Below are 15619 nucleotides of genomic sequence, written 5' to 3' on the forward strand. Positions count from 1 at the left end.
AGCCAAAGCCAAAGCCAAAGCCAAAGCCAAAGCCAAAGCAACGGCATCTTCATATGGACGCGCCAATTGGCCATGACCCCCATCAACTGTAGGAGCTGGCTTGCCGGCGATAGCGGTGGGTCAGTCGATTTATTTACTGACTGGAGGGGCGCCATCGCCGGCAAGCCAGCTCCTACAGGGGAAATGCGTACGTGTCCGGAATGAGTTGACCGCAGTAGTGAAGGAGACCGTGTAAGCCTGAAGAACCAGGTCGGCTATCAGGCCGCCTCGCGGCGCTGTTGCGGTAGCCGCCCCCTCGAGAGGCCGAACGACAGGGGCAAAAGCCCTTGGTTACTTGGGGCTTTTCCAAGTGACTCGCTGTAAAAGCGAAACCGCCAGCCGCCATTCCCGCAGCAACGGATATGCCCCCAAAAAATCAGTTAGGCAACCAGGCCTCAGCCCAATAATTCAGGTTATTACCCCGCAGCATATAGTCGCGCAGCACTTCCTCACGCAGCGCGTCACCCATGCGATAACTCGCGTCCGGGTCAGCCAGGTGCTTGCGAATTGCCTCAAGCCATTCCTCGGTACTGTTGCTCACCACCTTGGTACACGGCAGGTAACCGCGATAAGCCTCAGTGTCCGTACAGATCACCGGATAACCGCACGCGCCATATTCCAGCAGGCGCAAGTTGCTCTTGCAGTCGTTGAAGATGTGAAACTCCAACGGCGCCAAAGCCAGATCAAGGTTCAGGCTCGCCAGTTTGGTGGGGTAAGCCTGCAGGCCAACGGCAGGATGGAATTCATGCACGTAAGGCTTGAGTGCCGGCGGGCACATACCGAAAAACACCCATTCAACTTCATCCGCCAGCAGGCGAACAACATCGGCAATGATCGCCAGATCGCCATCATGACTGGTCCCTCCCCCCCAGCCGACCCTCGGCTTGCGCGACGTCCGTCGCTGACTGCTCAGACCGGTCCACAAATAGGGAGCGAGCATGTTCGGCACCACGCGAATATCGTCATGCATGCCCTTGAGCGTATCGGCCAGCGGCTGAGTCGACACCACCACCCGGTCACACAGCCCGATTGCACGCCGCACGAGCTCTTCGACACCCACCATGGCCTTGCGCACGTGAGCATTTTTCTTGGGCACATCGATGACATAGTCATCGAGCTCGAAGATCCGGAAAGCCTTGGAGCTGTTCCTGACCCGCTCCACTTCATTCACCGCGCCCTCACTGTAGCGCCCCTGCAGGATGATGACGTCGGGCGACTGGCGCTCCAGCTCAATGTCCGAGGGCGTATGGTAAGAAAGGTTGCCGAGCACTTGCCCCGCGGCTTCCAGCTCCAGAAATGGCTGGGTGACCCGGTAATGGCCCACGGCGGTCTCGTTGATCGGTATCGCCAGCACCCGCGGCAGCATGTGCCGGGCGAACGGATTCCAGTCATTCTTGAAGCCAGGTTCAAGGCTGAAATTGTTGGTATTGAGGCTCAGGTTGACGTTGTACGCCGGATCTCTGGCAATGATTGGCAACCAGCGCTGATAAAAACGCTTGTGCTCGGCCACCAGTGTTGACGTCACCGGCCCACTCTGCGTCTCGACAACCACGCGGACCGATTCGGCATACGGCGTCCAGACCACCAGATACCCTTTCTGCCTGACACGCAGGCAAAAATCCGGTCCGTTGAGCATGTACGAAAAGGCCTGCTCGTCAAACCCCTGAAGGTCATCGAACACCTGCTTGCGGATCAGCAGGCATTCGGTGCTCACCGCGCTCAGGTTCTGCACCGCTTGCTGGCGCTGCATGTAACCCGGGGTGGTCACCACTTCCCCGCGCCAGGGCACGCCGACAGGACCGCGCATCCCCAGTACCAGCGCCGAACCTTCGATACGGCCCTGCGGGCTGACCATTCGGCCGCCCACCACGCCCACTTCCGGGCGCAAGCCGTGATTCAACAGTTCGCCAAGCCAGTCGCGGTTGACGATCAGGCTGTCCGGGCTGAGCAACAGCACGTATTCGCCGCGAGCCTGAGCCACCGCGAAATTCTGCGCCGCTGCCGGGTTGTCTGGGTAATCGCAGTGCAGCACGCGCAATTTTTCGCCGCCCATTTGCGACATCGCGGCCAGCCAGTTCCGCGCTTCGATCGAGGTGCTGGCATTGTCGACAATCAATAACTCGTAGTGCGCATACGCCGTGTGCTCCAGCACACTCTCGACGCAACGCTGTAGCGAGCCGAGCTGATTACGGGCCACCACCACAATAGACACCAGCGGTTGAAAGCCATGGTGATAGTCAATTCGATTGATCAGCGGCACGTTGCCCTGCCGGACTTCGTGTGCCGCACCGATACGCTCAAGGTGCGCGGTCAGGACACGGGGGTTTTGCTCGATCACTTGCGGCAATGCAAGCCATTGCGACATGCCGAACGAAGACTCGACCAACACCTGGGCGACATGCTCCACGACATGCGGGCCATGGCTTTCGACGAGGCGCCAGAGCAGATCATGAGGACTGAGCTGGGTGAAATCCGGGTTGAATCCACCGGCGTCCACAAAGCGCTGACGCTGAATGGCCAGTGTCCGCCCGATGTAGGGATAACTGCGTAACAGGTCAAGATTGAAATCGGGTTTTAAGATCGGCTCCACCGACAACTCGTTGCGCAGACCACCTTCATCGCTGTAAATGCACATCGCGCCGGCACTCTCGACCATGCGCTCGGCCAAAAGCAGCAAGGCGAGTTCATTCAGACGATCACCCGCCCGCAGGAGATAGAACCAGTCCGCACCGTCCATTTGCATCAGCAGGACATTGAGCTGCTCAAGTCCGTCGCCTTGCAAGGCCACACGAATCACGTGGCCTGCATGGGCACTGGCGCGATCTTCACCGCAGAGCACCAACACCGATTCGGCGGCATAAACCTGCCGTTCGATGCTGTCCAGCGTGACGCCCAGCGCGGCCTCGTCGGCATCAGCATCAATCACCACCGGCACAATGCGCGGTCGCGATGGCCACGAGGCTAGGCGCGCGGGCAACAGGCGCTGCTGGGCCGGGTTCAGGGTGCGACAGGCGAGCCATTGCTGGTACACATCAGCGAAGCTGTCACAGTTTTCACCGACCCGCGAACGTATCAAGGTCTCGGAAAAGCCCAGTGAGCGGCTGAGGGGCATTTCCTCCCAGGCATACGGCTCACCGAGGGCGGCGCTGGGCAGATCGAGGAAGCGCACATGCCCCGGCGCAGGTGCCGGCTCGCCGCTGCGCACCGCGAGCATCTGGGTCAGCCAGCCAAGTTCGACCGCCACGGCCTGCTCGACCTCCGGTTGATTGCTCAGGCGCGCCGGGTGCAAGCGTTCGAAGCTGAGCACCTGCGCTATTACCGCCAGATTGCCGCGACGCAACAGGCAGACAAACAAGGCGAAATCGAGACGCGCGACAAACCCTTCGCCGACCTGGGTCAATGCGGGCAGATACTCCAGCACCTGATGCGTACGCATCAGCGCGCCGCTCAAATTGCTGAGGAAGTTCAGGGCGGTGCTTTCCAGCACGTCCAGCAAGTCTTCGCCCTTGAACAGCGTATCCCCCGAGGCAAAGCTGGAGTTCTCCAGACGCTCGGGCAGCAGCAGGTAGTCGCCGTCGCAATACTGACGCTGGGCAATCACCAGATTCACGTCGTCATGATCGATGAAACCCTGCACCTGACGGGCAATGCACTCAGGCAGCAACTGATCGTCATCACAGAGCAGCTTGAGGTATTCGCCGGTTGCCTGCTCGGCGCAGGCGATCAGGTTCCCCTTGAACCCCAAGTGGCGATCATTGCGCACATAGCGCAGCGTCAAGCCTTGCGGCACCGTGCAGGCCTGGACCAGCTCATGGATTTCGTCGCTGTCGCTGTCGTCGCAGACAATCACTTCAAGCGGCGCATAAGTCTGATTCAGAGCACTTTGCAGCGCTGCCTGAAAGTACAGCGGGTTGTAGGCGGGAATGGCGATGCTGACAAGAGGCGTTGGTTTCACGGCGGGGTAACTCGCGAGCGGCGGGCGCTCACTCTGGAACGAGTGGAGCAGCCCTGAACCGCTGAAAAAAGACGGTTTGCACTCGGTGCCTCAGCCTCCGCGCCCACAGCGCGAAGGCCTCGACTCAGACTTTGTTGAACAGCCCCAACTGAGCGATTTTGCTGAACGCCAGTTGCGAGGCCTGCAGCATGGTTTGCTGCAAGGTCAGGCGGGTCATCACCGAGGCCGGGTCCGAATCACGGATCGCCCCCTGGGTCTGCGTGTTGGCCAGCACCAGGCTCTGGTTGATATCGGTCTGAGTGTTCAGCGACGCACCGCGACCACCCACGGAACTGAGGCCGGAGGTCAACTGGTCAATGCCACTGGCCAGGTTACCGACACCGGAACCAATGGCCGCGTTGAGTGCTTGAATGGCCTGCGGATTGTTGTTGGTCGGCGTCGACAGCGCGGTTTTCAGCTGGTTGACGGTGTCCAGAACGTTCTGCGTCTGGTGAGTGTTGACCGAGACGGAGAACTGGTCACCGGCCAGCATCGTCGGGGCGCCGCTCAGCGTAAAAGCGACACCCGATGCGGTGGCGACGTTGCCCGCCAGAACGCCGTTGGAAACCGGCTTGCTGTTTGCGGTCAGCGGCGCGGCATACAACTCGAAAGCCGTGGGGCTGGTGAACTTGAGAATCGCCCCGCCTTCCGGAAAGCTGGCGTGATAGGCGGCGCTGTTGGTGATTGACGTGTTGGTGACCACATCCGTCGACACGTTGCCTGGCGCGCGAGACGCATTGAAGCTGTCCGGCTTGGCCGCCAGGGTGAAGCTGTAGGCATTGGGGGACGGGGGCGGCGGAAACACGGTCGCCGGAACGTCGCCAGTCTTCATGTTGATGTTCAACTTCAAGTCAACGCCACGGAAATTGATCGTCTGCGTGGCGGCACCACCGGCGGAGCTGAACACGCCATTGCCAGAAGCCTCGGACGTGACGTCATTACCCAGCGAATCGCGGATTTCCAGTTGCGTAGGGCTGAGGAAATTCACGGTGTAGGGCTCGCCGCCGCGGAATTTGGCGTTGTAGGTCACGTCCGAATTCACCTGACCATTGGACAGCACCACACGACCACCATCGACGGCCGGCGTGGGCGAGGTCATGGTGGATTGCGTGCGACTGGTGTTGATGGCTTGCTGGAACACAGCCCAACCGGTGCTGTTGGTGGCCATCGACTGGGTATCGCCAATCGGCAGGTCCAGCGTGACCTGATCACCGTTATAGCTGTAGGTGCCGTCGGTATTGCGCGTGAACGGCACGGTATCGCCCTTGGAACCGGCGAAAATGTATTTGCCGTTTTCGTCCTTGGTGTTCATCAGGCTCAGCAACTGCTCTTCGATCTGGCTGAGCTCCGAAGCGTTGGCCTGGCGGTCGGAATCGGTATAACCGGCGTTGCCGGCACCCAGGGCCAGTTCCTTGGCGCGTTGCAGCACGTTGCCAATACTGGTCATGACGGCTTCAGTCTGGCCAAGCGTGGCTTTGATCGTCGTCATGTTGTTGGAGAACTGATCGAGCATCGAAGCCTGCTGGCCGAGTTGCAGCAGGCGCGAGGCGCCGACCGGATCATCGGCGGCGGTGTTGACGCGAACCAGGCTGCTCGCCTCTTCGCTGCTCTTGACCACGTTGGCGAAGTTCTTCGAATAGTTGGCAGCCGAGGACTCGTAAAACTGGGCGGTAGAAATGCGCATGGGCTACGACTCCTTAAAGACTGTTGATCAGTGTGCTGAAGATTTCCTGCGCAGCCTTGATGATCTGCGAAGACGCGGTGTAGTACTGCTGATACTTGACCAGGTTGCCGGTTTCCTCATCGAGGTCGACACCCGAGAGCGAGTCGCGCGCGCCCTTGGCATTCGCCAGGATGGCGCCAGTCGCCGCGCTGTCGAGCTTGCCCTGTGCGGCTTTGGAACCCACACCCTCGACCAGTTTGCCGTAGGCGTCGTTCAGCGAAATGCCTTTGCTGGCCGACCCGGTGTCCACGGTCTGTGCGGTTTGCAAACCGGCCAGTGCGGTGCCGTTACGGTTGTCCAGGCTGCCCGGCTGACTGAGCGAGACGTTGATGGCCGCGCCGCTGCTCGGAGCGCCGGCGAAGGTCATGCTGAAGGACGCGGTGTACTGAGTGGCAGGCGCAGGCGGGATCGGCGCACCCGTGGCATCCTTGAGCGGAATGCTCAGGTTCAGGGTGTTGCTCTCACCTGGCTTGATGGTACCGCCGCTGATCAACCCGCCCTTGGCATCCAGGAACTGGTAGGTCTGGCTGGTGCCGTCGGCGGAGACCGCACCAAAGACTACTTTGGTCGGCGTGGAGTTTTTCAGGCCGTTCTGCATCGCGGTGGCGGTCGCCGCGTCGTAGATATCGAACTTGGTGGTCAGGGTCGGTTGACCGCTGGCCGGGATCGTCAGGGTGCCGCTGCCACTGCCGCTCGCCGCAATCGCCGCGCCCAGCGGTGCCGCGATGGCCAGACGCTTGGAGTCGGTCATCTCGGTCTTGATGTTCGCCGCAGCATCGCGGGTCGGAGTGATCCTGAAGGTGTCGCCCGCCGTGGCAGAAGCCGCGTTGAACTTCATCTCGACGCCGTCGATGACCGGTGCCGTTGCCGGCGCTACCGTGCTGAAGGAGCCCATGGGCGTGTTGTCTGGCAGGCGCTGAACGGTGTAATCAGTCGCAGTGGTGAACGTGACCTTGTAATCGTTGATGGTCAGCTTGCCAGTGTCCTTGATGGTCACATCAAAGTTACCGGCGCCCACGTTGTTCAGGCTGGCAACGCTGCGTTCAGAGACCAGCTTGGCCGAATTGATATTGTTGAACAGGTTCGAACCGAAGGCGCCGTTCTTGTCGATGCCCTGGGCCTGCAGGCTGTTCATCTGATCGGCGACGACCAGGGCCACACGGCCCAATTCGTTCATGGCCGGGTCCAGCACGGTGCTGCGATAACGCAACAGCCCGCCGATCTCGCCGCCAGTCATGATCGAGGTGATATCAATGGTGCTCGAACCACGATTGAGCTGCAGCGACAAGCGGCCCGGATCGTCTTTGCCCGGTACCACTTCAAGTTTGTTGACCGTGTTACCCATGACCAGCGGCTGACCGCTGCCCAGATAAATATCGAGACTGCCTTCACGCTCCACCACTTGCGCACCGGTGAAGGTCGACAGCTGGCGCACGGTTTCGTTACGCGCATCGAGCAGATCGTTGGGCATGCCGCCGGAGTTGGAAACCTCAGAGATCTTCTGGTTCAACTGCGCAACGGTAGCGGCCAGCTTGTTGACCTGATCGGCCATGTTCGTCAGGTTGCCGTTGATGTTGGCATTCTGCTGGGTCAACTGCGTGGAGATCGAGTTGAACCGGTTGCTCAACGCCTGCGCATCGCTGAGCAGCAACTGGCGGGAAGCGTCGTCACCCGGCTTGGCGTTGACGTTCTGCACCGAGGCAAAAAACTTGGTCAGCGCGCCGTTCATGCCAGTGCTGGTGTCGGAGAGCAGTTTGTCCAGCGGCGTGACCTGATTCAGGTAAGCGGCCGAATCGCTGTTGAGCGAGGTGGTGGTCTGCAATTGCGCATCGAGGTAGCTGTTGTACACGCGACGCACATCGGCCAGGGTTGTGCCGGTGCCGATGTAGACATTGCCGAACTGCTGCGAGGCCTTGGTGCCCTGCACTGTTTGCTGGCGCGAGTACCCGGCGGTGTCGACGTTGGCAATGTTGTTGCCGGTGGTCATCAACGAGGATTGGCCAGCGGCCAGACCCGACATCCCGATATTGAGCAAACTCATGGTTCGACCTTAATCCTTGTGCCTATAAAGGCGTGGTGGAAACGCCCGCCGCAGCGTAGTTCTGGTAACTCGTCATCTGCTTGGCTATCTGCGAAATCTTGCTCGCGTAGTCCGGGTCGGTTGCGTAACCGGCCTTTTGCAACTCGCGTACAAACTGTTCTGGGTTATCGGCCGACTTCAGGACATCTTGATAGCGATTGTTGGTTTGCAGCAAAGTCACAAGGTCATGGAAGCTGTCCTTGTAAGAGTCGTAGGAACGGAACTCGGCCGTCTCCTTGACCATTGCGCCATTCCTGAATTCACTGGTAATCGCGCGCGCCGAATTGCCCTTCCAACTGCTGCTGGCCTTGATGCCGAACAGGTTGTGGCTGCTACTGCCATCCTGTGCGCGCATGACCGATTTGCCCCAACCGGTTTCCAGCGCCGCTTGAGCCACCAGGTAACGCGGATCGACGCCGATGCGCTCGGCGGCTTCCTTGGCCATCGGCAACATGGTGTTGACGAACTGGTCGGCAGAACTGAAGGCTTTCTTCGCGGGCGCCAACGGTATCTGAGCGATGGCACGACCATGAATCTGCAAGCCGGCGCCCGATGACGCTTGCGCAGTGGCCAGCCAATCACCGTTGAACAAAGGCCCCGCTCCGGTCGGCGTGGTGCGTTCGGGCTGTCGAGTGTTGTTGAGCGTCGCGGCGGTCGTCGTCGCCGAAGGCACCAGGCCTGCCAGCAAGCGGTCAGCCAGTTTCGGCGGCAACGCCAGGCGCCGCTGATTGATCAGCGCCATGTCGTTGCGATGTGCACCCTCGCCTGCCGCCTGTGGAGCGCTGATCGAGCGCGAAGCCCACAACGGACGCTGGCCATTGACTCGCGACAGCGGCCCATTGGTGCCGATCGTGCCGGCAGCCACCGGTGTCTGCGCCGCCGCTTTTGCCGCTTCCTGCTTGGCCGCCGACAGCGTTGCCGCTTCGCCCGGCGCCAGTGGTTTGTTCTTCGACATCTGACGCATCAGCACGTCCGCCAGACCAATACCACCGCCCTCGCGGGACATGGAAACGGCTAACTGTTGGTCGTACATTTCCTGGTACTGCTTGGCTGCCGGGGTGTTGAGCGGATTGCCCTCACCCAGCGTGTCGGTCGCCTTGCGCATGGACTTGAGCATTTCACCGAGGAACAGCGACTCGAATTCCTGCGCCACTTTGCGCAGGTTCTGGTCACTGTTCTTGTCGCCGACCTTGAGCTGGTTCAGGCGATTGAGGTCCGAATAGGAACCCGAATCGGCGCTGCTGACCAGACCACTCTTGTGCATATCCATGGTCGCTGGCCTCAGATCACGATCAGGTCGGCTTGCAACGCGCCGGCCTGTTTCAGTGCTTCAAGGATTGCCATCAAGTCACCTGGCGCCGCGCCGACCTGGTTCACCGCACGCACGATCTCGTCGAGGGTGGTGCCTGGGCCGAACTTGAACATCGGCTTGGCTTCCTGCTGAGCGTTGACCCGCGAACGCGGCACGACAGCGGTCTGACCATTGGACAGAGGGCCGGGCTGGCTGACGATCGGGTCTTCGGTGATGGTCACGGTCAGGCTGCCGTGGGTTACGGCCGCCGGGGACACCTTGACGTTCTGGCCGATCACGATGGTGCCGGTGCGGGAGTTGATGATGACTTTCGCCACCGCCTGACCCGGATCGACTTCAAGGTTTTCCAGGATCGACAGGTAGTCGACGCGCTGGCTCGGATCCAGCGGCGCACTGACGCGAATCGAACCGCCGTCGATGGCCTGGGCAACGCCAGGGCCGAGCAGGTCGTTGATCTTGTCGACGATGCGCTTGGCGGTGGTGAAGTCGGAACGGTTGAGGTTCAACGTCAGGCTATTGCCCTGATTGAAACCGCTCGGCACCGAACGCTCGACCGATGCACCGCCGGGAATACGACCGGCCGACGGAACGTTGACGGTGATTTTCGAACCGTCGCGACCTTCAGCATCAAAACCGCCGACCACCAGGTTGCCCTGGGCGATCGCGTAGACGTTGCCGTCGATACCCTTGAGCGGCGTCAGCAGCAAGGTGCCCCCGCGCAAGCTCTTGGAGTTACCGATGGAGGCCACGGTGATATCCACCTGCTGACCCGGTTTGGCGAAGGCTGGCAAATCGGCACTGATCGACACTGCCGCGACGTTCTTCAACTGCACGTTGCCCGAACCGGCCGGCACCTTGATGCCGAACTGCGAGAGCATGTTGTTGAAGGTTTGCAGGGTGAACGGCGTCTGCGTCGTCTGGTCGCCGGTGCCATTAAGCCCGACCACCAGGCCGTAACCGATCAATTGGTTGGAACGTACGCCGGAAATACTGGCGATATCCTTCAGCCGCTCGGCTTGAGCACCGAAGGCTGCGGACATCAGGAGCGCAGCCACCATCAGGTGTTTGAAATTCAACGTAGCCACCTAGAAAGGGAACAGCGGGCTGAGGAAGAAACGGTCGAACCAGCCTGGCTGACTCGCATCGGCAAACGAACCGGTGCCCGAATAGGTGATGCGTGCATCGGCGATGCGTGTCGACGAAACCGTGTTGTCGGTGGCGATGTCATCGGCCCGGACGAGGCCGGCGATTCGTACCAGCTCATCACCGGTATTGAGGGTCATCCACTTCTCGCCGCGCACGGCAATGATGCCGTTGGGCAAGACGTCGGCGACGGTCACGGTGATCGAACCGGTCAGGCTGTTGCCCTGCCCGGCCTTGCTGTCACCCTTGGTCGCGCGGTCGCCGCTGTAACTCGCATTCAGCGTGAGGTCGCCTTCACTCAACGGATTGTTGGTGTTGGGGATTGCGCCGAACAGCGACGTCAGGCCAATGCCGGCCTTGCTGTTCTTGGCCACTTGCGAGTTGGCGTTTTTACTCGCCTGGGTTCTTTCGTTCAGGGTAATGGTGATGATGTCACCGACCCGGAATGCCTTGCGATCGCTGTACAGGTTCTGTTCGAAACCGGCCTGGTAGATCGAGCCGTTATTCGCGGCGGCCGGCAACGGCGTACGCGGCAACACCGGGGCGTAGTAAGGGTCATTGGGCTTGGGCGTCGGACCGACGCAACCCGCCAGCGCGGCGACGCCACTCAGTGCCAGAACAGATACAAAGCGATTCATGACCCTACCTCACGGTGTTGCAGGCGACCTCATGGCCGCCTCATAGACTTGATTACAGATTCTGCGTTACGAACGAGAGCATCTGGTCGGCGGTGGAGATCACCTTGGAGTTCATCTCGTAGGCGCGCTGAGTGGTGATCATGTTGACCATCTCTTCAACGGTGCTGACGTTGGAGGTTTCCAGGGTGTTCTGCAGCGTGGTGCCAAAACCGGCCAGGCCTGGCGTACCGACCTGCGGCGCGCCGCTGGCGGCGGTTTCCAGGAACAGGTTGTTACCCACCGCTTGCAGGCCAGCCGGGTTGATGAAGTCGGCGGTTTGCAGGTTGCCGATCACCTGGGACGCCGGGTTACCGGCAATGGTGATGGACACGGTGCCGTCACGACCGACCGTGAAGGTCTGCGCGTCGTTCGGGATAACAATGGCCGGTTCCAGGGCGAAGCCGCTGGCGTTAACGATCTGGCCGTTGGAATCGAGGTGGAACGTACCGTCACGGGTGTAGGATGTGGTGCCGTCCGGCTGCAGAATCTGGAAGAAGCCGCGACCGTCAATGGCCATGTCCAACGGCTGCTCGGTGGTTTGCAGACTGCCGGCGGTGAAGTTCTTCTGGGTGCCGACAATGCGTACACCGGTACCCACCTGCAGACCCGACGGCAGTTCGCTGTCCTGGGTCGACTGGGCGCCAGGCTGGCGTTTGATCTGGTACAGCAGGTCCTGGAACTCGGCGCGATCACGTTTAAAACCCGTGGTCGAAACGTTTGCCAGGTTGTTGGAAATGGTCGTCAGGTTGGTGTCCTGGGCGGACAGACCTGTTTTGGCAACCCATAGAGCCGGAAGCATTCGATTCTCCTCGTGCGCCTGTTTTACGGCGCGACGTTCTGATAATTAGCTGATCTGCAAGACCCGAGCCATGGCCTGGTCATCGTCTTTGGCGGTGTTCATCATCTTGATGTGCAGCTCGAACTGCTTGGCCAGCGCCAGTACCGAGGTCATCTCTTCCACGGCATTGACGTTGCTCGACTCAAGGAACCCGGACACCAGTTTGACGTTGGCATCGGCTTGTGCCGGCTTGCCGTCCTTGGTGTGGATCGAACCGTCCAGGCCTTTGGTCATGTTCTTGAAGTCGGGGTTGACCAGCTTGATGCGGTCGACTTCGGCCATCACGCGCGGGCCTTCGCCCATCGCACGAATGCTGACGGTGCCGTCTTCACCCACTTCGATTTGCTGCTCGGGCGGCACGGAAATCGGCCCGCCATTGCCCATCACCGGCATACCGTTGCCGGCCCGCAGCACGCCCAGCGCGTCAACGTTCAGGCTGCCGGTGCGCACGTAGCTCTCACCGCCATCCGGGTTCTGCACCGCGATCCAGCCGTTGCCCTGCACCGCGACGTCGAGGTCGCGACCGGTTTGCACCAGGGAGCCCGCGGAGAAGTCGGTGGCCGGACGCTCGGACATCGCAAACGCACGCGCCGGAAAGCTGTCACCGAACACCGGCATCGAACGCGCCTGTTCCAGGTCTTTCTGGAAGCCGTTGGTGGAGATGTTCGCCAGGTTGTTCGCATGAGCCTTCTGCGCCAGTGCATTCTGGCTGGCGCCGGTCATTGCCACATAAAGGTACTTGTCCACACTCTTTCCTCTGCATGCCGGACGTTTGCCGCCCACCGCTGTACTGCTGAGCGATAAGCAATTTGCAGACCAACTTTTTTCTGGCGGCGCGAGGCCCGGCAAACAAAGGACTTGGGGGTTTCAGAGGGGAATGAGGGAATGTGTCAAAGACGAAAAACCGGCGGTGTTATGCCGTTATGTGGCAAGGCACGGCCTCTTCACTGACAGGGCTGACGCATTCGCGGGCAAGCCCGCTCCCACAGGGTTGTTGGTAGCTCACAGATTGAGTGACCACTGAAGATCCTGTGGGGGCGGGCTTGCCCGCGATGGGGCCGTCGAAGGCAGCACAGTTACTGGCTAAGACTCAGTCTTGCCGACTTCATACTCACGCAATTTGTTGGCAATGGTCGTATGCGAAACCCCCAACCGCTTGCCCAATTGCCGACTGCTCGGATGCTCGGAATACAGTCGCTCCAGCACCGCTTTTTCAAAGCGCCCGACAATCGCATCCAGCCCGCCCTCGAGTGAAAAATCGCCAAGCGGCTGACGCACGCCATAGTCGGGCAGTCGAATATGTTCAGCCTTGACCGTCCCGCCCTCGCACAACGAAACCGCCTGGAACAACACGTTTTCCAACTGCCGGACGTTCCCCGGCCAATGGTAGTGACTGAGCCGGTCCATGGCCGCCGGCGCCAGTTTTGGTAGCGGACAACCAATCTGCCGACTGGCCTGATCAAGGAAATGCTCCACCAGCGGCGTCAAACCATCCAGGCATTCACGCAGTGGCGGAATGTGCAGCGAAAGCACATTCAAGCGGTGATACAAATCCTGGCGAAACTCACCACGAGCGCAGAGTTCCGACAGGTCGACCTGCGTGGCACAGATCACTCGCACATCGAGATAAACCTCTTCATCACTGCCTACACGACGAAAGCAACCGTCCTGCAGGAAGCGCAGCAGTTTCACCTGTAGCCGCGGGCTCATTTCTCCCACGCCGTCGAGAAACAGCGTACCGCCCGCCGTCAGCTCCAGCAGCCCGAGCTTGCCCTCGGCCCGCGCCCCTTCAAACGCACCCGGGCCGTAGCCAAACAATTCGGTCTCAGCCATCGACTCTGGCAGGCCGGCGCAATTGAGCGCCATCAGCGGCGACTGCCCCCGCGGGCTGGCCAGGTGGCAGGCCCGCGCCAACAATTCCTTGCCGGTGCCGGTTTCGCCTTCTATCAATAGCGGCGCATCCAGCGGCGCCATGCGCCGGGCTTCACGCACCACCGCAGCCATGACTTTCGAGCTCTGGAAGATGCTGTCGAACCCGCGCAATTCCTGTTTGCGCACGTTGTAGATGCGCTCCCCCACCCGATCAGCGCGGTGCAGCGTCAACACCGCACCGGCCATCGCTTCGCTGTCGTCATGCTCCGATTGCAGCGGCGCGATATCGGCGAGAAACACGTCGCCCTTGACCTTGACCCGCAGCCCGTTGATCCGCGATTTGTTGGCGCGCACCAGCTCCGGCAAATCGAAATCCTCGGCATAACGCGACAAGGGAATGCCCGGCACCTCGTCGACACGCACGCCGAGCAACTGTGCCGCTGCGCGGTTGGCCGCGACAATCGAGCCGCCCATGTCGATCGACAACACCGGAAACTCCAGGGCGCCGAGCAAGGCATTGAGCTCCATGTGCCGACGCTCACTGGGCATCAGCCCTACACGCTTGACGCCGAAGACCCCGGCAATCGACTCGAATTTCGGACGCAGCGCCTGGAACTGAATGTTGATCAGGTTTGGGCAATGCAGGTAGATCGCGTTGCCATGCTCGCCACCCACTTCACCGCGAGCGACGTTGATTCCGTACTCGACCAGCAAGTTGAGAATGTCGCGCAGGATGCCGATGCGGTTCTGACAGTGGACTTTGATACGCATATAAAGACCCGAAACAGGAGTGACCGAGGTCCCGCGCGAGGAATTTTCTGCGTCGAGGCCAAGTTAGTCGTCAAGATTATGTGACACCCGTGCGCCTTTTCACACCCGAAAATCTCAATCACAGCGCCACAACGGCACATCCGTAACGAAAACTTTACGAAAATCGACGAATTTTCCTACGCACTGCGGCTTTCGTTTACTGCAACTGCGCATTGCCTGAGGTATTTCTAGGTCCATAGCAGGACATAACAAGAACGAAATCCCCTAGCAGGAGAGCAGCATGAAGCAGACGCAGTACGTGGCTCGCGAGCCCGATGCGCAAGGTTTTATCGACTACCCCGCCGAAGAACACGCGGTGTGGAACACGCTGATCACTCGCCAACTGAAAGTGATCGAAGGGCGTGCGTGCCAGGAATACCTGGACGGTATCGAAAAACTCGGTCTGCCCCACGACCGCATTCCGCAACTCGGCGAAATCAACAAGGTGCTCGGCGAAACCACCGGTTGGCAGGTTGCCCGAGTCCCCGCGCTGATTCCTTTCCAGACGTTCTTTGAATTACTGGCAAACAAGCAGTTTCCGGTGGCGACGTTTATTCGTACCCGCGAAGAGCTGGATTACCTGCAAGAGCCGGATATTTTCCACGAGATCTTTGGCCACTGTCCGCTGCTGACCAACCCTTGGTTTGCCGAATTCACCCACACCTACGGCAAACTCGGCCTGCAGGCCTCCAAGGAAGAACGCGTGTACCTTGCGCGCCTGTACTGGATGACCATCGAGTTCGGTCTGGTCGATACACCAGAAGGCCAGCGCATTTACGGTGGTGGCATTCTCTCCTCGCCGAAAGAGACCGTTTACTGCCTGTCGGACGAACCTGAGCATCAGACGTTCGATCCGCTGGAATGCATGCGCACGCCTTACCGTATCGACATCCTGCAACCGTTGTATTTCGTCCTGCCAAACCTCAAGCGCCTGTTCGACCTCGCCCACGAAGACATCATGGGCATGGTCAAGCAAGGCATGCAGCTGGGTTTGCACGCGCCTAAATTTCCGCCCAAAAAAGCCGCGTGATCCGCAGCTTTTAGAATCAAGTGAGCCTGTCAGGAATCGACGCTTTGGTTTAGCGTGGTTGCACTGACGGCCGATTTCCAATCATTCGAATTCAGGAACAG

The 15619-nt window shown here is 60.1% G+C and carries 10 protein-coding genes; 1 reads left to right on the forward strand and 9 read right to left on the reverse strand.

All coding sequences use genetic code 11. From position 1 onward, the window contains the following. Positions 1-415 precede the first annotated feature (415 nt). From ACI77H_RS06220 to ACI77H_RS06260, 9 genes are all read right to left on the reverse strand, one after another. A complete protein-coding gene (locus tag ACI77H_RS06220) occupies positions 416-3994 on the reverse strand; it encodes a glycosyltransferase (protein WP_407010974.1) in 3579 nt (1192 codons plus the stop codon). Between the two features lie 124 nt (positions 3995-4118). Then, a complete protein-coding gene (locus tag ACI77H_RS06225; RefSeq protein WP_407010975.1) occupies positions 4119-5717 on the reverse strand; it encodes a flagellar hook-associated protein 3 in 1599 nt (532 codons plus the stop codon). A 13-nt stretch (positions 5718-5730) separates the two neighbouring features. Continuing rightward, positions 5731-7797 carry a flagellar hook-associated protein FlgK gene (flgK, locus tag ACI77H_RS06230; RefSeq protein WP_407010976.1) on the reverse strand — a complete coding sequence of 689 codons (2067 nt, stop codon included), beginning with the start codon at positions 7795-7797 and terminating at the stop codon, positions 5731-5733. Between the two features lie 22 nt (positions 7798-7819). After that, positions 7820-9106, reverse strand: coding sequence for a flagellar assembly peptidoglycan hydrolase FlgJ (gene flgJ, locus ACI77H_RS06235; RefSeq protein ID WP_407010978.1), 1287 nt, complete (start codon positions 9104-9106; stop codon positions 7820-7822). Positions 9107-9117: 11 nt separating this feature from the next. After that, the gene (locus ACI77H_RS06240) at positions 9118-10206 is read right to left on the reverse strand and encodes a flagellar basal body P-ring protein FlgI (RefSeq protein WP_407011046.1); all 1089 of its coding nucleotides are present in this window, start codon (positions 10204-10206) and stop codon (positions 9118-9120) included. Between the two features lie 27 nt (positions 10207-10233). Then, positions 10234-10929: a flagellar basal body L-ring protein FlgH gene (flgH, locus tag ACI77H_RS06245; protein WP_407010980.1), complete on the reverse strand. Its 696-nt coding sequence runs from the start codon at positions 10927-10929 to the stop codon at positions 10234-10236. A gap of 52 nt (positions 10930-10981) precedes the next feature. Continuing rightward, entirely contained in the window at positions 10982-11767 is a 786-nt protein-coding gene (gene flgG, locus ACI77H_RS06250; RefSeq protein WP_407010981.1) for a flagellar basal-body rod protein FlgG, read from the reverse strand. Between the two features lie 45 nt (positions 11768-11812). Continuing rightward, a complete protein-coding gene (locus ACI77H_RS06255; protein ID WP_008030482.1) occupies positions 11813-12553 on the reverse strand; it encodes a flagellar basal body rod protein FlgF in 741 nt (246 codons plus the stop codon). A 336-nt stretch (positions 12554-12889) separates the two neighbouring features. After that, a complete protein-coding gene (locus tag ACI77H_RS06260; RefSeq protein WP_150653809.1) occupies positions 12890-14449 on the reverse strand; it encodes a sigma-54-dependent transcriptional regulator in 1560 nt (519 codons plus the stop codon). Positions 14450-14729: 280 nt separating this feature from the next. Between ACI77H_RS06260 and phhA the strand changes: the two genes are divergently transcribed. Then, entirely contained in the window at positions 14730-15518 is a 789-nt protein-coding gene (phhA, locus tag ACI77H_RS06265) for a phenylalanine 4-monooxygenase (RefSeq protein ID WP_407010983.1), read from the forward strand. Positions 15519-15619: the final 101 nt, after the last annotated feature.

This window comes from Pseudomonas sp. O230 (assembly GCF_045447035.1).
Taxonomy (GTDB): domain Bacteria; phylum Pseudomonadota; class Gammaproteobacteria; order Pseudomonadales; family Pseudomonadaceae; genus Aquipseudomonas.

Coding starts and splice junctions, on each gene's coding strand:
- ACI77H_RS06225 (WP_407010975.1), bottom strand. CDS start 5,717: ATGCGCATTTCTACCGCCCAGTTTTACGAGTCCTCGGCTGCCAACTAT.
- flgK (WP_407010976.1), bottom strand. CDS start 7,797: ATGAGTTTGCTCAATATCGGGATGTCGGGTCTGGCCGCTGGCCAATCC.
- flgJ (WP_407010978.1), bottom strand. CDS start 9,106: ATGGATATGCACAAGAGTGGTCTGGTCAGCAGCGCCGATTCGGGTTCC.
- ACI77H_RS06240 (WP_407011046.1), bottom strand. CDS start 10,206: ATGGTGGCTGCGCTCCTGATGTCCGCAGCCTTCGGTGCTCAAGCCGAG.
- flgH (WP_407010980.1), bottom strand. CDS start 10,929: ATGAATCGCTTTGTATCTGTTCTGGCACTGAGTGGCGTCGCCGCGCTG.
- flgG (WP_407010981.1), bottom strand. CDS start 11,767: ATGCTTCCGGCTCTATGGGTTGCCAAAACAGGTCTGTCCGCCCAGGAC.
- ACI77H_RS06260 (WP_150653809.1), bottom strand. CDS start 14,449: ATGCGTATCAAAGTCCACTGTCAGAACCGCATCGGCATCCTGCGCGAC.
- phhA (WP_407010983.1), top strand. CDS start 14,730: ATGAAGCAGACGCAGTACGTGGCTCGCGAGCCCGATGCGCAAGGTTTT.